Raw genomic sequence first — 18,027 nt, 5'->3', positions numbered from 1 at the left:
ACTAGAACCTCACTCCCAACGCTTGTTCCACCTCGGCACCGATCTCATCCGCCGAAGTGAACGAACGCGGTAGCACTCGGGCAACGCTACCGTCCGCGCGGATCAAAATCGTGGTGGGCATGACATTCGGCGACTTCAGCGCCGCCGCGATCCGGCGGGCCCCGTCCTGGATCATCGGCAGGCGTACGTGTAGCTCGGCAAGCCTGCTCAGCCCGGCCGCCTCGTTCTCGTCCTGGTGCACGGTGATCACGGTGAGCTTGGCGCCGGCCCGTCGCTGCAATTCGGCCATGGCAGGCAGCTCGTCGGCGCAGGGACCGCACCAGTAGGCCCACAGATTCAGCACCACCTGATGGCCGGCCAGTACCGGACCCACCGGCACCCGCACCCCGCCGCATTCCAGCGTTATCCCGGCCAGTTCGGGCATGCCCGGATTGGTACCCGGCGTCGGGCACGGGGGAAGTTGCGCCTCACGGCGCAGCGCCGCCAGCGCCTCAGGGGTATCGGCATCTCGGCGTTCGCGCGCGGCCACCGGATCGCCTCCGTGTGATCCGCGCCGCTGCTGATCGTGTTGCTGCGACAGCATCACAGTGATCAGCGCAGCGATCAGCACCACCCCGACGATCGTCCACCGGGCTCCGGTGTTGAGCCGCCGCACGTCACAACCCGGCCAGCGCCAGCAGGTGCTCGGTCTCGGGACCCTTCACCAATGGCGCGGCCAGCTCCGGGTCCGTCGGGCCCAGCCCGTAGGACGGACAGTCCTTGGCCAGCACACAGACTCCGCAGGCGGGCTTGCGCGCGTGGCACACGCGTCGGCCGTGGAAGATCACCCGGTGGCTCAGCAAGGTCCATTCCTTGCGCTCGATGAGCTCGCCGACGATGTGTTCGACCTTGACCGGATCTTCTTCCTCGGTCCACCGCCAGCGGCGCACCAGCCGGCCGAAATGCGTGTCCACGGTGATGCCCGGAATGTCAAACGCGTTGCCCAGGACAACATTTGCGGTCTTACGACCGATACCGGGCAGAGTCACCAGGTCCTTGAGCCGCGGCGGAATCTCGCCACCAAAACGCTCCACCAGCTGCGCACCCAGCCCCATGATCGAGTTCGCCTTGTTCCGGTAGAAGCCGGTGGTGCGAATCATCTCCTCGAGCTCGGCCCGGTTGGCCCCCGCATAGTCCTGGGCGGTGCGGTACTTGGCGAACAATGCGGGCGTCACCATATTGACGCGAACATCGGTGCACTGGGCCGAAAGAATGGTCGCCACCGCCAGCTCCAGCGGATTGGTGAAGTCCAGTTCGCAGTAGACGTGCGGAAATGCTTGCGCCAGAGTGCGATTCATCCGCCGTGCGCGACGGACCAGCCCGGTATGCGTCTCGGGTTTCCAGGCGCGAAGCGGCGCCCCGGTCTTAGCCGACGATTTCGCTCTGGGCTTAGCGGCTGATCCGGTCGTTGGCACAACCCCAGGGTAGCCGCGGGCCACGACAAGGGCTGGGTCGGCCCGCCCGCCATTTCGCCCCTTGCGCAGGACAAACCGGTTGTTTTTCGTGACCTTGCCGAGATCTTGAACGTGTTTACTTCAACCCGTGTCGGGCCTATTCGGTTTGTTGGTACCCGGACTTCTCATGCTTGCCAGCCTTGGGTTGGGGAAGCTGGAAGCCGGGTTGATGCGGCATACCTTGCAGCCGAGTGAGGTCGCCGACTTCCTGGACCAAGCAAGTCCGTCGGATATGAAGCGCCTCGCTCGTGACGGCATGCCGTCGGCCATCGAGGGTTTGCATCGCCGTCAACTGCAACGCATCGAGCCGTCTCTGGAGGCGGTGTACCAAGCCACCGCACACACCTATAGCCAGCCGCTTTCGCGGACAGGTGAAAACGGCTCCCGGTTGCGGGGAAACGGCCCCAGCCTGCGCGAAGAGGGCGTGCCCTCGATGCGCTCGCGGCATTCGGTGGTGGATTCACTGCGTGCCGGTGGTGCAGCGGTGTAGCTTGGATCACGTTCTTTAGCGACCTGGCCTCTAGACTCTTGTCGAGGCGAACAGGCCTGCGCAAGCATGACTAACAATTTGGGTAAGGGGCAAACGTGGACGAGATCCTGGCCAGGGCCGGAATCTTCCAGGGTGTCGAACCGAGCGCCGTCTCGGCGCTGACCAAGCAGCTACAGCCGGTTGACTTTCCGCGCGGGCACACGGTGTTCGCCGAGGGCGAGCCTGGCGACCGTCTGTACATCATCATCACCGGCAAGGTGAAGATCGGGCGCCGGTCACCTGACGGCCGTGAGAATCTGCTGACGATCATGGGTCCGTCGGACATGTTCGGTGAGCTGTCGATCTTCGACCCGGGTCCCCGGACGTCGAGCGCCACCACCATCACCGAGGTGCGCGCGGTGTCCATGGACCGTGACGCGCTGCGCGCCTGGATCGCCGACCGCCCGGAGATCGCCGAGCAGCTACTGCGCGTGTTGGCCCGCCGCCTGCGCCGCACCAACAACAATCTCGCCGATTTGATCTTCACCGACGTGCCCGGCCGCGTGGCCAAGCAGCTGCTGCAGCTGGCTCAGCGGTTCGGCACCCAGGAGGGCGGCGCCCTGCGCGTGACGCACGACCTGACCCAGGAAGAGATCGCACAGCTGGTCGGTGCGTCCCGCGAGACCGTGAACAAGGCTCTTGCCGATTTCGCGCACCGCGGCTGGATCCGGTTGGAAGGCAAGAGCGTCCTGATCTCGGACTCCGAGCGCTTGGCCCGCCGCGCACGCTGAGCGCGCGGATGTCAGCGCGCCGCGCTGAATGCCACCACCGCTACGCACACCAGCGTCAGCACCGCCCCAGCCTGTTGGACCCTGCTGAGGCGCTCATGCAGCACCACGCGGGCAATGAGGACGGTCACCACGGGGTATAGCGAGGACAGCACCGCCGCGACACCCAGGCTGCCGTGCCCCGAGGCGTACGCGAACAGCAGCATGGCCGACGTGTCGAGCACACCGGCGAAGGGCACTACCCCGAACGGCGGACGCAGGTTCTCGCGCAGGCTCTTCCAGCTCAGCGCCCCGAGTATCAGGATCAGCAGGACCTCGGTGGCGCGGGAGACCACCACCGCCTCCACGGGGTGATATCTGCCCGCCTCGGCAAGCAGGATCATGCAGACCCCGAACATCACCATGCAGAAGAACGACCACACGAGCACCTGTCGCCCTGGCCGCTGCCCGTCGAGCCCTTCCGAGGCAGAGGCCAGCATGACCCCGACGAGAGTGCCGGCCAGTCCCAGGTAGGTCAGGCCCGACAGCGATTGCCCGATGATGGCGCCCCACAGCACCGGCACCACCGCACCGACCGCGGCGATCGGGGACACCACACCCATGGGGCCGATGGCGAGAGCACGATACAGCGCGTAGAGCGCAGTGAAAGCCGCTGGACCAGAAAGCATTCCGAGCATCGTGCGGCCATCGAAATGCGTGGAGGCGGTGAACACGGCCACCAGCCCCACGACCGCCAGTCCGACGGGCCGGCTCAGCGTCAGTACCGCGAGCGTCGAGCGTCGCTTACTCGCATGCCCACCGATGAAGTCGCTGATGCCCCAACTCAGTGAGCCCGCAAGGGCGAGGGGGATCGAGTTCACGGTTCCCCGACGCTACCCGCGGGCTCATCTCAGCAGCGAATCGAGACTGAAGGGCACCGGCCCACCGCGCGAGAGATGAGCGAGCGCGAAGGCCGCCATCATCGCCGACGTCACCGAATAGGCCAGCATCACCGAGGGCCCCAGCGACACCGTCATAGCAATTGCGAAGGTCGCGAGCAGGGCACCCGCGGCCAACCCGGTCCAGGGCACGAAGATCCCCACCAGCAGCGCGACGGCGATAGTCAGCTCCGCGGCGGTGGCCGCCCACGCCAGGATGGTCAGCAACTCTCCGTCGACGAATGGCACCAATTGGTGCGTGTACTCCCGGAAATGTTGCATATCGCCCCAGCTCACCCAACTTTTACCGTTGGGCCCAAGCCATCCGAGCCGGTCGGCCACAGCACTCAAGAAGGACGCCGCCAGGGCGAGGCGCAGGCCAAGAATCAACATCACTGTCCCGGCTCGTCGTAGATGGTCAATGGCTCATCGCCGGTGTCCATGATGATGTCCGCGAACAACACCGCAGGCGCAGAGCTGCTCAAATTCTCTGTTCGTAAGTGGTGCGCGCCCGGCTCCTCGTACCAGTACTGCCCCGCCGAGTAGTCGCGAACTCCGTCTCCCTCCACTTCATTGCGGAGCGTGCCGGACTCCACAAATGCCTGAATGAAGGCCGAGCCAGCGTGCCGATGCGGGGGGCTCACCGCTCCTGGAGGGAAGTCGACGCGAACTATCACAAACGACTTTCCCGGAATGTTTGAAATCTCCCGGGAAGAGACCACGGTTACCGTCGGTGTTCTCTTCTCGGGCTGCGCGCTGGCGATCGGTATCGGCGCCAACGCTGCCAGCAGCAGCGACAACACAATGCGGATGAACATGACGCAATCCTGTCTCGTTCAATGGTGCAGGAAAAGGTTCAAGACTTACGTAAAATCTTGTACCGTCAGCCGGCGTGGACCCCGCATTGGAGCTGGACGTAACGCGCAGCTCTCCAAGGTCGCTGTCCGAACAGATTCGGTTGGGTATCGGCGCCGCAATCCGGGAGGGCCGTCTGGCGCCCGGGGCACGGCTACCGTCGTGGCGCGATCTCGCAGTACAGCTGGGGGTAGCGCGCGGCACCGTCCGCGTCGCCTATGAGCGTCTGGCCGACGAACAGCTGATCGTCGCCCTCGGTCCGGCAGGCACCTTTGTCGAAGACCGGTTGCCGGCGCTGCCGGCTGTCGTCCCGGCGCCTCCATCCGTCCGCATGTTGGCGCCGCGAATACCCATCGAATTCGACACGCCGCCACGGCCATTTCAGGTAGCCGTGCCCGCACACGATGCCTTTCCGGTGGCGCAATGGTCGCGCATCGCCGCGCGAGCGACCCGCGCGGTTGCCGAGCGCGGGGTTTTCAACGCCGACCCCCGGGGCGAACCCGCACTACGGCGCGAGATCGCCGCACATCTTTCCATCGCGCGTGGACTGCGCTGCACCGCCGAGCAGATCTTTATCACCAGCGGCTACGCGGGCGGCCTTGGCATGGCACTGCGGGCGCTCCAGTTGCGCACCTCGACAGTGTGGACAGAGGACCCCGGATACCCCTTCACCCGTGAGGGATTGAGGATCGCCGGACTTTCGCCGGTGCCGGTGCGGGTCGACGGGGAAGGGATGGTTGTCCAGGAAGCACTCGCCACCGAGCCGACGGCCTCGCTGGCAGTGGTCACGGCCGCACAACAGTCGCCGCTAGGGGTGTCGCTGTCGTTGGCGCGGCGCCGCGAGCTGCTGTCCTGGGCCGAGTCGGCCGACGGCTGGATCATCGACGACGACTACCTCAGCGAGCTGCAGCTGACCGGGCGAGCCGCACCCGCGCTGGCGTCGCTCGACCAGCACGGCCGCGTCATTCACGTCGGCACGTTCAGCAAGACCATCAATCCCGCTCTGCGCCTTGGATTCATCGCGGCGCCCACCGCACTCATCGATCGGTTCGACGCCATGACATCGCTATCCCCTGCCTCGGGTGCCAACACCCAAATCGCGGTCGCCGAGTTCATGCGCGACGGGCATTTCCTGCGCCACCTGCGACGCATGAAACGTCTGTACCTCCGCCGCAGAGAGGCCGTTGAATCCAGCCTGGGACAGTGGTTTCCGCTCACGCGGCTAGCTGGGCCGATGATGCTGTTACAGCTACCGGCCGGCGTCGACGATGTTGAGGTCGCCAGCCGTGCCTGGGCATCGGGCTTTGGTGTCGCACCATACTCGCCGTGGTTCCACGATGAACGGAATTGCCAGCGCGGCTTAGTACTTGGCGTAGCCAATACGCCAGCCGAGGCGGTTGCGAAGCTAGCTGGAGACCTGGCGCAGGTAATCGAGCTGAGCCTGCACGGACCACTCGGCGGCGCCCCATAGCGACGGATCCACGTCGGTGTACACGAACTCGACAACCTGTCGTGCCGAAGCGTCCTCCCCCAGCGCCGCGAGCGCCGTGCGCACCTGATCCAACCGCTGCTCGCGATGTGCCAGATACTCGGCCGAGGCCGCGGACAGGTCGCTCAGTTCCGGCCCGTGACCAGGCAAGACAGCCCGTTTTCCCAGTCCCTGCAGTCGTTTCAAGGAGTCCAGGTAGTCACCGAGGCCGCCGCCGTCCTGTGCGATGACCGTGGTACCGCGCCCCAGGATGGTGTCCGCGGTCAGCACCGCGTCATCGAGCACGAAAGAGACCGAATCATCGCTGTGCCCCGGCGTCGCCAGCACCGAGATCGACAATCCCGCGACGTCGATGCGCTCGCCATCGCTCAGTGCGACGGAATCGCCGCGCAACCAGGCCGGATCCGCCGCGCGCACCGGAGCGCCGGTCAGCTCGACCAGACGGTCGACGCCGCCGGTGTGATCGAAGTGCCGGTGACTCACCAGCACCAACGCCACCTTGCCGATCTTGGCGAGCTCCTCGACATGCACATCGGGGTCACCGGCGGCGACGCCCGGACCCGGGTCGACGATGACGATCTCGTCGCTGCCCGGCGCCCGTAACACCCAGGTGTTGGTGCCCTCCAGCGTCATCATCCCCGGGTTGTTGGCCAACAGCACCGAGGCGGTCTCGGTGACCGGCCGCAGCTGCCCGTAGGCGGGATGCACTATGCGGACACTCCCTCGCGCACCTCTACCAAGATCTCGACCTCGACCGGGGCGTTGATGGGCAGCTCGGCAACTCCAACGGCCGAACGCGCATGCACGCCCGCGTCGCCGAACACCTCGCCCAACAGCTCCGAGGCCCCGTTCACCACGCCGGGCTGGCCGGTGAATCCCGGTGCCGATGCGACAAATCCGACGACCTTGACCACCTTCACCACGTTGTTGATCCCGACGAGGGCGTCCACGGCCGCCACCGCATTCAGGGCGCAGATGCGGGCCAGCCCCTTGGCGTCCTCCGGAGATACCTCGGCGCCGACCTTGCCGGCGGTGACCAGATTGCCGTCCACGATGGGCAGTTGTCCGGAGGTGTAGACGTGGTTGCCGCTGCGTACCGCGGGCTGGTAGGCCGCCAAGGGTGCTGCGACGGCGGGGAGTTCGATGCCCAGCTCGGCCAGCCGGGCGCTATGCGTGCTCATTTGGACCTCTTCAGGTAGGCGACGTGCTGTTCACCGGTGGGCCCCGGCAGCACGCTCACGAGCTCCCAGCCATCGCTTCCCCATTGGTCCAGGATCTGCTTGGTGGCATGTGTCAACAGCGGGACTGTCGCGTACTCCCACGCGGTGCGTTCTGTCATAGGGGCAACCCTAGGGCGTTGTGGGTTGGCAGTCGATGGCGGACAGTTAGCATGCGTGCGTGGTGAACACTTCCCCTGACAATGACGCAGGGACCCCAGCCAACACCTGGCCCGCGCGCGTCGCGAATGCGCGGCTGCACTTTGTGACCGGCAAGGGCGGGACCGGAAAGTCCACCATCGCCGCGGCGCTCGCCCTCGCGCTGGCCGCGGGGGGCCGCAAGGTGCTGCTGGTCGAGGTCGAAAACCGGCAAGGCATCGCCCAGCTCTTCGACGTTCCACCACTGGCACCCAAGGAACTCAAGATCGCCACCGCCGAGGGCGGCGGAGTGGTGAACGCGCTCGCCATCGAGATCGAGACGGCGTTCATGGAGTACCTCGATATGTTCTACAACCTGGGCCTGGCGGGACGCGCGATGAAGCGCATCGGCGCCATCGAGTTCGCCACCACCATCGCACCGGGTCTGCGCGACGTGATCTTGACCGGAAAGATCAAGGAATGCATCGTCCGTACCGACAAGTCAGGACGGCATGTGTACGACGCCGTGGTGGTCGACGCACCGCCCACCGGCCGGATCGCCCGCTTCCTTGACGTGACGTCCGCACTGTCCGATATCGCCAAGGGTGGCCCGATCCATTCACAGTCCGAGGGCGTACGCAGGCTGCTGCACTCGGACCAGACCGCCATCCATTTGGTAACCCTCCTCGAGGCACTGCCCATGCAGGAAACCGCCGAGGCCATCGCCGAACTCACCGAGATGGGCTTGCCGGTGGGCAGCGTCATCGTCAACCGAACCGTGGTGGCGCACCTGTCTCCCGCCGATCTGGACAAGGCCGCCGAGGGCGTCATCGACGCCGATGCGGTACGTAAGGCGTTGGACGAGAACAACGTAACGCTTTCCGACGCCGACTTCGCGGGCCTGCTCACCGAGACCATCGAGCATGCGACCCGGATGCGGGCGCGCGCCGAGAGCGAGGAGCTACTCGGCGAGCTGCGCATTCCGCGCCTGGAATTGCCTACCCTGCCCGACGGCGTCGACCTGGGCAGCCTCTACGAACTGGCCGAGCACCTGGCCGAGCAGGGAGTCCGATGAGCAACGCACCTGCCGTCTTGGACATGGCGGCCATCCTCGAAGATCGCAAGAATCGCGTCGTAGTCTGTTGCGGCGCAGGCGGTGTCGGCAAGACCACGACGGCAGCATCGGTCGCGCTACGCGCCGCGGAGTATGGGCGCACCGTGGTGGTGCTGACCATCGACCCGGCACGCCGGCTGGCGCAGTCGCTGGGCATCGAAGCCCTGGGCAACACCCCACAGCAGGTGCAGATCGAGGGCCTCAAGGGCGAGCTGTTCGCAATGATGCTGGACATGCGCCGCACCTTCGACGAGCTGGTCGTCCAGCACGCGGGATCTGATCGCGCACAATCGATTCTGGACAACAAGTTCTATCAAACGGTCGCCACATCCATGTCCGGCACGCAGGAGTACATGGCCATGGAGAAACTGGGACAGCTTCTCCATGAGGACAAATGGGATCTGATCGTGGTGGACACACCGCCGTCCCGTAACGCCCTGGACTTCCTGGACGCGCCAAAACGGTTGGGCAGCTTCATGGATGGTCGCCTTTGGAAGATGCTGCTGGGATCCAGCCGCGGCCTGGGCCGCATCGTCACCGGAGCTGTGGGGCTGGCGATGAAGGCCCTATCCACGGTGCTGGGCTCCCAACTGCTTTCCGACGCTTCAATGTTCGTGCAATCCCTGGACTCGACGTTCGGCGGGTTCCGTGAAAAGGCGGATCGCACCTACGAATTGCTACGTCGGCGCAGCACCCAGTTTGTTGTGGTGTCGGCCGCCGAGCCCGATGCACTGCGCGAGGCGACCTTCTTCGTCGAACGGCTCACCCAGGAGGGCATGCCGCTGGCCGGCCTCATCCTCAACCGCACCCACCCCACGCTGTCGAGTCTGACCGTTGAGCGGGCTGTCGACCTCGCCGACAATCTCGACGAATCCGGCGAATACAGCCTGCCCGGAGCGGTGCTGCGGATCCACGCCGAGCGGGCCGCGACCGCCAAGCGGGAAATTCGGCTGCTGTCGCGCTTCACCAGCGCCAACCCGACGGTGCCGATCGTCGGGGTCCCTTCGCTGCCGTTCGATGTCTCGGATGTGGATGCGCTGCGCGCCATCGCCGATCAGATCACCGGCGTCGCTTCCTAACCCGGATACACGACCCAGATACACGTCGAGTGTCGACTTTCCGGGCAGAAGTTCGTGAGAACTGCCCGGGAAGTCGACACTCGTCGGAAAAGAGTTAGACGGCGCTCTTGTGCTTGCGCTGCGCGGCGAAGAAGTCAGCCCACGATTCCACCTCGGGGTGCGCCTTCAGCATCGCGCGACGTTGCCGTTCGGTCAGGCCTCCCCAGACACCGAACTCCACTCGGTTATCCAGCGCGTCGGCGCCACATTCCATCATCACCGGGCAGTGGCGGCAGATGACCGCGGCCTTGCGCTGTGCCGCCCCTCGCACGAACAACTCGTCGGGATCGCCCTGTCTGCATCTGGCCTGGGAGACCCAGGCAATGCGAGCTTCTCCACCATCGATCGATACCGCCGTATGCAGAGCACTCATGGCTGGCCGTGAAGCTGACACTGGCAATCCCTTCTGTCACGAGTAGCCCATAAGAGGCGTGGGCCACAGTCCGCTTGGTGTGTAACTTGAATCACACCGTGAGATCAAGCTAGTGGTCAGGGGTTCTCAACGCAACACTTGATCGGAATTTTTTGGGACGGTTGTGCCGACAACGTCTTTTCATCGCCCCGCGAAGGCCCCGCGTTACCAACCAACTACCCCGCAGACACCTCTGGGGATGCCACGTACCCTGTGCCTATGCCAGAACGCCCACCTCAGGCCGTCACCCTCGCGAAGCTCGCGGGCTGCGGACTTGTCGCGGCCGTGGTCTTGGCCGGGCTGATGTTCCCCTTCGCGGGCGGGTTCGGGCTGGCCTCCAATCGCGCGTCCGATGTGGTGGCCAACGGCTCCACCCAGTTGCTTCAGGGCGAGGTGCCCGCGGTTACCACCGTGGAGGACGCCAAGGGCAACAAGATCGCCTATCTCTACACACAGCGGCGCTTCGAGGTTCCGGCCGACGAGATCGCCGACACCATGAAGCTGGCGCTGCTGTCCATCGAGGACAAGCGCTTCACCTCTCATAACGGTGTCGACTGGAAGGGCACGCTGGGCGGCCTGGCTGGATACGCGTCCGGCGACGAGGACACCCGCGGTGGTTCGACCATCGAGCAGCAGTATGTGAAGAACTATCAGCTGCTGGTGGTGGCCAAGACCGATGCTGAACGCAAGGCAGCCATCGAGACCACCCCCGCCCGTAAATTGCGCGAGATCCGGATGGCGCTGCGGCTGGACCAGACCTTCACCAAGCAGGAAATCCTGACCCGATACCTGAACCTGGTGTCCTTCGGTAACAACTCCTTCGGCGTGCAGGATGCCGCACAGACCTATTTCGGCGTCGACGCCAAGGACCTGAACTGGCAGCAAGCCGCGCTACTGGCCGGCATGGTGCAGTCCACGTCGGGGCTGAACCCCTACGTCAATCCCGAACGCGCGCTGGCACGCCGGAACCTGGTGATCGACACGATGATCGCCAACGCCCCCGAGAAGAAGAGCGAGCTGCTGGCCGCCAAGGCACAGCCCCTCGGCGTGCTGCCCCAGCCCAATGAGCTGCCTCGTGGCTGCATCGCCGCGGGTGATCGCGCGTTCTTCTGCGATTACGTCCTCGACTACCTGGCCAAGTCCGGCATCAGCAAGGACCAGGTGATGAAGGGCGGATACCTCATCCGCACCACCTTGGACCCGGACGTGCAGAACTCGGTGAAGCAGGCGGTCTCGCATGTCGCCGATCCCGGTCTCAACGGGATCGCCAACGTCATGAGCGTCATCAAGCCCGGCCAGACCAGCCATCCGATCTTGGCGATGGCCTCCAGCCGCACCTATGGCCTGGACGGTAGCGCCTTCCAGACCATGCAGCCGCAGCCCTTCTCCCTGGTCGGCGACGGCGCCGGGTCGATCTTCAAGATCTTCACGGTGGCCGCGGCCATGGATATGGGGATGGGCATCAACACCGTCCTCGACGTGCCGCCTACCTTCGCGGCCAAGGGCCTGGGCAGCAGCGACGGATCCAAGGGCTGCCCCAAGGACAACTGGTGCGTGAAGAACGTCGGCAACTACCGCTCCCCGATGAGCGTCACCGACGCCCTGGCGACCTCGCCGAACACCGCATTCGCCAAACTCATCCAGTCAATCGGCGTGTCCAAGGCCGTGGACATGGCGGTGAAGCTGGGGATGCGTTCGTACGCTGAGCCCGGAACCGCCAAGCCGTACGACCCTGAGGGCGACGAGAGCCTGGCCGACTACATCAAGAAGTACAACCTGGGCTCGTTCACGCTCGGCCCCATTCAGATCAACCCGCTCGAGCTGTCCAATGTGGCCGCCACCTTGGCGTCGGGCGGCAAATGGTGCCCACCCAACCCGATCGACAAGGTCTTTGATCGCCACGGCAAGGAAGTGCCGACGACGGTGGAGGCCTGCGAGCAGGTGGTGCCCACCGGACTGGCCAACACCTTGGCCAACGCCCTGAGCAAGGACGATCAGCCCGGCGGTACCGCCGCCGGTTCCGCCGGTTCCGTCGGCTGGAGTCTGCCGCTGTCCAGCAAGACCGGCACCACTGAGGCCCACCGGTCGTCGGCGTTCCTGGGCTACACCAGCAACCTGGCCGGGGCGAGCTACATCTACGACGACTCGACCACACCTGGCGATCTGTGCTCTTTCCCGCTGCGCAAGTGCGGTGACGGAAATCTGTACGGCGGTAACGAACCCGCACGTGCCTGGTTCGAGGCCATGAAGCCGATCGCCGACAACTACGGCCCCACCGTCCTGCCGCCCACGGAGCCGCGGTACGTCGAGGGTGGTCCGGGATCCAAGGTGCCCAGCATCACCGGCCTGCGCGAGCCCGAGGCGCGTGATGTCCTCAAGAAGGCCGGATTCCGGGTCGCCGATCAGGCCAGCTCGGTGAACAGCACGGCGCCGTTCAACGACGTCGTGGGTACCAGTCCGTCCGGGACCACCATCCCGGGCTCCATCATCACCATCCTGTTGAGTAACGGAATCCCGCCGGCTCCGCCACCCATTGTCTTCCCGGGCATGCCGGGTGCCCCACCTGGGGAAATGACCACCACCATCGTCAACATCCCCGGCTTGCCGCCCATCACGGTGCCCGTACTGGCACCGCCTCCGTGATCCGTACGAGAAATACGCCACGTTTTGTGCAGGTGATCGGGGGTCCCTCAGCTTTCAGAGTTACCCTCGGATGATGAGCACGTCGTTGAACACGGTTATCAAGCGGGCGGCCGCCTACTCGGCAGGTTCGGCCGCGCTTGGCATCGGGTACGCGTCGATCATCGAACGCAACGCGTTCACCGTCCGTGAGGCGACGATGGATGTGCTCGATCCCGGCGCTTCCCCGCTGCGGGTGCTGCACATCAGTGACATCCACATGCGGCCCGGCCAGCGCCTCAAGCAGGCGTGGCTGCGCGAGCTGGCGCAGTGGCAGCCGGACCTGGTGATCAACACCGGCGACAACTTGGCACACCCCAAGGCGGTGTCGTCGGTGGTACAGGCTCTGGGCGATTTACTTTCCGTCCCAGGCCTTTTCGTGTTCGGAAGCAACGACTACTTCGGTCCGCGCCTGAAGAATCCCGCCAAGTATCTGTACAAGAGCCACGAGCGCAAGCACGGCGAGCCGCTGCCCTGGCAAGACCTGCGGGCCGCGTTCACCGAGCGCGGTTGGCACGACATGACCCACACCCGCCGCGAGATCGAGGTCGGCGGAGTGCGCATCGCGGCAGCCGGCGTGGACGACCCACACCTGCACCGGGACCGCTACGACACCATCGCCGGCATGCCTAACCCACTGGCGACGTTGCGGCTGGGTCTGACGCACTCACCCGAACCGCGCGTGCTGGACCGCTTCGCCGAAGACGGCTACCAGCTGGTGATGGCCGGACACACCCACGGCGGGCAGCTGTGCCTGCCGTTCTACGGCGCGATCGTCACCAACTGCGAGCTGGATCGCTCCCGGGTTAAGGGCCCCTCGCGGTGGGGTTCGCATATGCAGCTGCACGTCTCGGCGGGTATCGGGACCTCGCCGTTTGCCCCCATGCGATTCTTCTGCCGTCCGGAGGCGACGCTGCTGACCCTGGTGCCGGCGCGCACCGGCGGCCACGAGGCCGACGCCGAATCCGGTGACCGGTCGCCCAGCGCCACCGTGCAGTGACGTGAGCCGCGCATGGGCCGATAACGCGGTCCGTTTGATCGAGGCGGACGCCCGCCGCAGTGCGGACACCCATCTGTTGCGGTACCCGCTGCCCACCGCGTGGGCCGACACCGTCGATGTGCAGCTGTACCTCAAGGACGAGTCGACGCACATCACCGGCAGCCTCAAACATCGTTTGGCGCGTTCACTTTTCCTCTACGCACTGTGCAACGGGTTCATCGGCGAGAACACCACCATCGTGGAGGCGTCGTCCGGATCGACAGCGGTCTCGGAGGCCTACTTCGCGCAGCTGCTCGGGTTGCCGTTCATCGCGGTAATGACCGCCTCGACCAGCCCCAGCAAGATCGCCTTGATCGAATCACAAGGCGGGCGTTGTCATTTCGTTGACGAAGCGCAGCAGGTGTATGCCGAGGCGCAGCGGCTTGCCGACGAATCCGGTGGGCACTATCTGGACCAGTTCACCAACGCCGAACGGGCGACCGACTGGCGTGGCAACAACAACATCGCCGAGTCGATCTTCACCCAGATGCATCACGAAAAGCACCCGCTGCCAACGTGGATCGTCGTCGGCGCGGGCACCGGTGGCACCAGCGCGACCATTGGCCGATACATCCGATACCGGCGCTACCCCACCCAACTGTGCGTGGTGGACCCCGACAATTCCGCGTTCTACCCGTCGTATCTCGCCAGACGTGATGTGGTGACCGGCATTTCGTCACGGATCGAAGGCATTGGGCGCCCCCGGGTGGAGCCGTCGTTCCTGCCGACGGTGGTGGACCGCATGGAGCAGGTGGCCGACGCGTACTCCGTGGCCCTCACCCGTCACGCCAGCGCGGTGCTCGGCCGCAAGGTGGGCGCGTCGACGGGAACCAACCTGTGCGGGGCGTTCCAGCTGATCTCGGAGATGGCCGCCACCGGTGTGGGCGGTTCCGTGGTGACGCTGCTGGCCGACAGCGGCGATCGGTATGCCGACACCTACTTCAACGACGACTGGGTGGCAGAGCAGGGCTTCGATCTGCTGGGCCCGTCGGTGCGGCTGGCGGAGTTCGAGGACTCCGCCCGCTGGGACTGATCCCCTCCTTAGACGGCCCCGAGCAGACGGCCCCGAGCGCCACGTTAGGCCCGCGATACACGGCGTGTTTCCGTGCGCAACGCCGCGCTCGATGGCAGGTCACAGGCCCGCTGATCAACGCATTCGCGACCAGCGGGCCCGATGCGATACCCTTGCGAGGCTTCAAAGCGGGGTGTGGCGCAGCTTGGTAGCGCGCTTCGTTCGGGACGAAGAGGTCGTGGGTTCGAATCCCGCCACCCCGACGCTAGAAGTTAAGGCCCGGCCAGGGACTCCCGGTCGGGCCTTTTTCATTGGCATGACATGGTGGGGGCATGGATGTCTCTGCACTCGCGTCGCATCCCGTTGCCCTTGCGGCGGTCGCCATCGCGTTGCTTTTCGCCTGGAAGCTGCGCAAGGCCGTGATGCTGATCGGTGTGCTGGCAGCGGTAGTCCTGCTAGTTGCCCTGTATCGGTAACAGCTAAGCCGGAGCGCGCGACATTTCTTTCGGTAAGGTTTGTCAAAACCCGACGAATGGGAGCTTTACATGAAGAAACGCCTCGTGAGCGCTGGCGTGATCGCGCTGGCCGCCGCACTCAGTGGGCCTGCTGCCCTGGCCGCCGCGGCCCCGGCCGACGAACAGCAGATCAGGGACATCGTCGCTGGTGAGGCGGCTGCCATCAAGTCGCTCGACAACGCCAAGCTCTCGACGTTCTTCTGCGACAAGTTCCGCGGCGTGGTGGCCTCCAAGACTGCCGATGATCAGATCCCCCCGCTGAGCCAGATCGCCGGCTACGGGCCCGGGATGATCAACGCCGTGGCCTCGGCCGCCGGTGTCTCCGGCCCGACCACCCAGGCACTGACCACCGCGATCCAGAACAACGACGACAAGGCTTACCGGTCGTCGTTCCACAACGCGGCCCGCGAGGTACTGGCCGGAGTGAACTACAACGTCTCCGACGTCAACGTCACCGCTCCGACGGCCACCGCGGACGTCACCGCGCAGGGTCACGATGTCACTGCGAACCAGCAGCGCGAGTTCGTGCAGGAGAGCGGGAAGTGGAAGGACTGCACCGACCCGGAGAAGCGCCCTCAGACCTCGGGCAACCCGCTGCTCACGTCGCTGCTGAACTAACGCGCTAGCAGCTAGCTCAGGCCGCCCGTGTCCGCCAGGACACGGGCGGCTTGTGTTGTCAGTGCCCAGTCAATATTCGTTGGCGCCGGCAAGGCTAGATCTCTACCCTGGATCCGTTTGTGCCATAACCGATTACCTTGAACAGATAGAGCCGATGCCCGACTTCTCCCCGATCATCACCGATTTCTGGCACGCCTACGTCGGTCGCGGCGCAGTGCTGAGGGAAAGCGCCGACTTCCGCCTTGCCGTCAGTCAGGAACTCCACGAGGACACCGAACTGATGGTGCTCCAGACGGTTGCCGGTCAGACCAGCGTCATCCTCACGCCCGAACTTGCCACGCGTGCCGGATTCAGCGAGTCCCAGCCACTTTCGGAGGCAGAATTCCGGACCAGCCTCGACAAGGCGGGTCTGGCACTGCACGGCGCGGACAACCTGTTCTACTTCACCAACGAGGCCCGCGACGCGCTGGTCGCCGAGTTTCCGACCGGTGACATCCGCCAGCTGACGGCCGACGACAAGGAAATCTTCGCGGCGTTCCAGTCGGCTGCCACCGAAGAAGATCTGGACGATGCCCAGGTGGAGTTGGATCACTGGGCCGTATTCGGGTCCTTCGACAATGGCCGCCTGGTCGGAGCATCCAGCACCTATCAGTGGGAAGACGCACCCATCATGGATCTCGGGGTGCTGACATTGCCGGTGTTCCGGGGCAAGGGGCACGCCCGACGGCTGGTGCGCGCGGCGTTTCGGTACGCCTGCACGCAGGGCTACGAGCCGCAGTACCGCTGCCAGCTCGACAACGCGGCATCGAGCGCGTTGGCTCCCGCGGCCGGACTCACCCTGTTCGGCACCTGGGACGTGATTGCCGGCTAGCGCTACCGGGCGGTCACCGGCATATCGATGGTGTCGGATTTACCGTCTCGGTCGGCGATGACCAGTTTGGTGAACTGCCACCAGCCGCTGTCATCCGGGAGCGACCGCGGCGCTTCGAAGGTCAGCATCACGTCCCGTCGGGTAGTACCGCCCGTCGCGCAGTCGGGTACACAGTCCTTTGTCGCACGCACCGCCTTCCCGGTGGCCCGCTGCTGCGTCCAGCTGTCCCAGGTGATGTCGACCAGCATGTCGCCGGCATCGGCGGGAGTCAGCACGATCTGGGCCGGTTTCTCCTCGGGCTGCCGCGTCACCGGATTCCAGTAGACGCCGCCCGGCGGGACCACTCGATGGGAAGTCTCGGGGGACGCCGCCGGGGTGGACGCGGCCGAGGTGGACGCGGACTCCTGCCCTGAAGGCGATGCGCCGCAACCCGCAAAAACAAACGCCGACAAGGCAATTCCGGTCGACAACATGAGCTGCGTCATGTTCAGACCGTACCAGCGAACTGGCGATAACTGTTGGCCCAATCTCAGAGACGGCGGGTCAGCCGGGTGCCGATGAGCGGGGCGATCTTGTCGGCCAGGTAGGCATGACCGGCATCGTTGGGGTGCACCCCGTCGGAGCCGATCAGCTCCGGGCGCCCGACGAACCACCGTTCGGCCAGTGGGTCTATCCAGGCGGCACCGACCGCGCGGGCCTGTCCGTACAGGATGTCCCGCAGCTGGGTCACCACCTCGGGAACGTCGGCTGTCGGCCAGGGCGGCCCGATGACCAGCAGCTTGGCCGCGGGCGCCATGCGCCGCGCCGACTCCAACGTGCTGCGGGTGGCCTCGGTGTACGCGTCGGGGTCGACGCCCTGATCATTGCGCGATCCGAAGAACACCACGAGCTCGTCGTCCGGATGCACGACGCGACCGGTCAGGTCGGCGAAGACGCTGCCATGGTCGCCGCGCACGCCGTATCCGGCGCGGCCCTCGGCAGCCACGTCCGCGGTGACGCGCACACCCTCACGGCCCAGAATGCGCCAGGCCAGCGACGTCCATGACTTGGCGCCAAGGCCACCTTCCTTGGTGCCTGTGGTGTAGGAATCGCTGACCACCGCGACATGGTTCAGACCCGATCCGGAGTAGGCGAGCCGATACGGCCGCACCGGCGCCGGCCGCTCTGCGACCACGCCAAAGAGAAACGCGAATGCGATGATGAACGCGGCCAGACGGACCACTGCTACCTCCACTGTCCCCAGCATTTTACGGGCACGCAAACCCGACTGCGGCACAGCGTTA

General features: G+C 65.4%; 22 protein-coding genes and 1 tRNA gene. 12 read left to right on the top strand and 11 right to left on the bottom strand.

Annotated features, from left to right (window positions below; genetic code table 11):
- Position 1: 1 nt before the first annotated feature.
- Together ABG82_RS02645 and nth are read right to left on the bottom strand one after the other, a co-directional pair.
- Positions 2-655 carry a TlpA family protein disulfide reductase gene (locus tag ABG82_RS02645; protein WP_043078498.1) on the bottom strand — a complete coding sequence of 218 codons (654 nt, stop codon included), beginning with the start codon at positions 653-655 and terminating at the stop codon, positions 2-4.
- Between the two features lies 1 nt (position 656).
- Positions 657-1,454: an endonuclease III gene (nth, locus tag ABG82_RS02640; RefSeq protein WP_078343767.1), complete on the bottom strand. Its 798-nt coding sequence runs from the start codon at positions 1,452-1,454 to the stop codon at positions 657-659.
- Between the two features lie 166 nt (positions 1,455-1,620).
- Here nth and ABG82_RS02635 point away from each other — a divergent pair, with 166 nt between their 5' ends.
- Together ABG82_RS02635 and crp are read left to right on the top strand one after the other, a co-directional pair.
- Entirely contained in the window at positions 1,621-1,983 is a 363-nt protein-coding gene (locus tag ABG82_RS02635) for a hypothetical protein (protein WP_043078496.1), read from the top strand.
- A gap of 95 nt (positions 1,984-2,078) precedes the next feature.
- On the top strand, positions 2,079-2,753 hold the full coding sequence (crp, locus tag ABG82_RS02630; RefSeq protein ID WP_005063269.1) for a cAMP-activated global transcriptional regulator CRP: 675 nt from the start codon (positions 2,079-2,081) through the stop codon (positions 2,751-2,753).
- 11 nt (positions 2,754-2,764) lie between these two features.
- Here crp and ABG82_RS02625 read toward each other — a convergent pair whose 3' ends face one another.
- Genes ABG82_RS02625 through ABG82_RS02615 form a run of 3 tightly spaced genes read right to left on the bottom strand, consistent with a single transcriptional unit; the run spans position 2,765 to position 4,485 of the window.
- Complete coding sequence (locus tag ABG82_RS02625) at positions 2,765-3,610, bottom strand: DMT family transporter (RefSeq protein ID WP_043078495.1); 846 nt, start codon at positions 3,608-3,610, stop codon at positions 2,765-2,767.
- A 24-nt stretch (positions 3,611-3,634) separates the two neighbouring features.
- Complete coding sequence (locus ABG82_RS02620) at positions 3,635-4,060, bottom strand: MauE/DoxX family redox-associated membrane protein (RefSeq protein ID WP_043078494.1); 426 nt, start codon at positions 4,058-4,060, stop codon at positions 3,635-3,637.
- Complete coding sequence (locus ABG82_RS02615; protein ID WP_043078493.1) at positions 4,060-4,485, bottom strand: cupin domain-containing protein; 426 nt, start codon at positions 4,483-4,485, stop codon at positions 4,060-4,062. The genes ABG82_RS02620 and ABG82_RS02615 overlap by 1 nt, the downstream gene beginning before the upstream one ends.
- A gap of 74 nt (positions 4,486-4,559) precedes the next feature.
- Here ABG82_RS02615 and pdxR point away from each other — a divergent pair, with 74 nt between their 5' ends.
- Positions 4,560-5,993, top strand: coding sequence for a MocR-like pyridoxine biosynthesis transcription factor PdxR (pdxR, locus tag ABG82_RS02610; RefSeq protein WP_043078492.1), 1,434 nt, complete (start codon positions 4,560-4,562; stop codon positions 5,991-5,993).
- Here the strand turns inward: pdxR and ABG82_RS02605 are convergent.
- The 3 genes from ABG82_RS02605 to ABG82_RS02595 are packed head-to-tail and all read right to left on the bottom strand — an operon-like array spanning position 5,928 to position 7,350.
- Complete coding sequence (locus ABG82_RS02605; protein ID WP_078343765.1) at positions 5,928-6,719, bottom strand: MBL fold metallo-hydrolase; 792 nt, start codon at positions 6,717-6,719, stop codon at positions 5,928-5,930. The two genes, pdxR and ABG82_RS02605, sit on opposite strands and share 66 nt — an antisense overlap.
- Entirely contained in the window at positions 6,719-7,192 is a 474-nt protein-coding gene (locus ABG82_RS02600; protein WP_043078490.1) for a RidA family protein, read from the bottom strand. The genes ABG82_RS02605 and ABG82_RS02600 overlap by 1 nt, the downstream gene beginning before the upstream one ends.
- On the bottom strand, positions 7,189-7,350 hold the full coding sequence (locus ABG82_RS02595) for a DUF4177 domain-containing protein (protein WP_005063257.1): 162 nt from the start codon (positions 7,348-7,350) through the stop codon (positions 7,189-7,191). Before ABG82_RS02595 ends, ABG82_RS02600 begins: the two co-directional genes overlap by 4 nt.
- Positions 7,351-7,409: 59 nt before the next feature.
- Here ABG82_RS02595 and ABG82_RS02590 point away from each other — a divergent pair, with 59 nt between their 5' ends.
- The gene (locus tag ABG82_RS02590; RefSeq protein ID WP_043078489.1) at positions 7,410-8,441 is read left to right on the top strand and encodes an ArsA family ATPase; all 1,032 of its coding nucleotides are present in this window, start codon (positions 7,410-7,412) and stop codon (positions 8,439-8,441) included.
- The gene (locus tag ABG82_RS02585) at positions 8,438-9,559 is read left to right on the top strand and encodes an ArsA family ATPase (RefSeq protein WP_043078488.1); all 1,122 of its coding nucleotides are present in this window, start codon (positions 8,438-8,440) and stop codon (positions 9,557-9,559) included. Before ABG82_RS02590 ends, ABG82_RS02585 begins: the two co-directional genes overlap by 4 nt.
- Positions 9,560-9,653: 94 nt before the next feature.
- Here ABG82_RS02585 and ABG82_RS02580 read toward each other — a convergent pair whose 3' ends face one another.
- Positions 9,654-9,971: a WhiB family transcriptional regulator gene (locus ABG82_RS02580; protein ID WP_005086942.1), complete on the bottom strand. Its 318-nt coding sequence runs from the start codon at positions 9,969-9,971 to the stop codon at positions 9,654-9,656.
- Positions 9,972-10,229: 258 nt separating this feature from the next.
- Here ABG82_RS02580 and ponA2 point away from each other — a divergent pair, with 258 nt between their 5' ends.
- From ponA2 to ABG82_RS02545, 7 genes are all read left to right on the top strand, one after another.
- Positions 10,230-12,653, top strand: coding sequence for a transglycosylase/D,D-transpeptidase PonA2 (ponA2, locus tag ABG82_RS02575; protein WP_043078487.1), 2,424 nt, complete (start codon positions 10,230-10,232; stop codon positions 12,651-12,653).
- Between the two features lie 73 nt (positions 12,654-12,726).
- Positions 12,727-13,689, top strand: a complete 963-nt coding sequence (locus ABG82_RS02570) for a metallophosphoesterase (protein ID WP_043078528.1) — start codon at positions 12,727-12,729, stop codon at positions 13,687-13,689.
- Between the two features lies 1 nt (position 13,690).
- Positions 13,691-14,761 carry an L-cysteine desulfhydrase Cds1 gene (gene cds1, locus ABG82_RS02565; RefSeq protein WP_043078486.1) on the top strand — a complete coding sequence of 357 codons (1,071 nt, stop codon included), beginning with the start codon at positions 13,691-13,693 and terminating at the stop codon, positions 14,759-14,761.
- Between the two features lie 168 nt (positions 14,762-14,929).
- Positions 14,930-15,003: transfer RNA gene (locus ABG82_RS02560), tRNA-Pro, on the top strand.
- Between the two features lie 69 nt (positions 15,004-15,072).
- Complete coding sequence (locus tag ABG82_RS28520) at positions 15,073-15,216, top strand: hypothetical protein (RefSeq protein ID WP_005092105.1); 144 nt, start codon at positions 15,073-15,075, stop codon at positions 15,214-15,216.
- A 69-nt stretch (positions 15,217-15,285) separates the two neighbouring features.
- Positions 15,286-15,873 carry a hypothetical protein gene (locus ABG82_RS02550; RefSeq protein ID WP_043078485.1) on the top strand — a complete coding sequence of 196 codons (588 nt, stop codon included), beginning with the start codon at positions 15,286-15,288 and terminating at the stop codon, positions 15,871-15,873.
- 154 nt (positions 15,874-16,027) lie between these two features.
- Entirely contained in the window at positions 16,028-16,744 is a 717-nt protein-coding gene (locus ABG82_RS02545; RefSeq protein WP_043078484.1) for a GNAT family N-acetyltransferase, read from the top strand.
- Positions 16,745-16,746: 2 nt separating this feature from the next.
- Here ABG82_RS02545 and ABG82_RS02540 read toward each other — a convergent pair whose 3' ends face one another.
- Both ABG82_RS02540 and ABG82_RS02535 read right to left on the bottom strand, forming a co-directional pair.
- Entirely contained in the window at positions 16,747-17,229 is a 483-nt protein-coding gene (locus ABG82_RS02540; RefSeq protein ID WP_043078483.1) for a hypothetical protein, read from the bottom strand.
- Between the two features lie 44 nt (positions 17,230-17,273).
- Entirely contained in the window at positions 17,274-17,966 is a 693-nt protein-coding gene (locus ABG82_RS02535; protein ID WP_043078527.1) for an Rv0518 family GDSL lipase, read from the bottom strand.
- Positions 17,967-18,027 lie beyond the last annotated feature (61 nt).

It is taken from the genome of Mycobacteroides immunogenum (assembly GCF_001605725.1).
In the GTDB taxonomy this organism is placed as follows: Bacteria; Actinomycetota; Actinomycetes; order Mycobacteriales; family Mycobacteriaceae; genus Mycobacterium; species Mycobacterium immunogenum.
The sequence above is the reverse complement of the archived record's forward strand: the minus strand, read 5'-3'. Positions and strand labels throughout refer to the sequence as shown.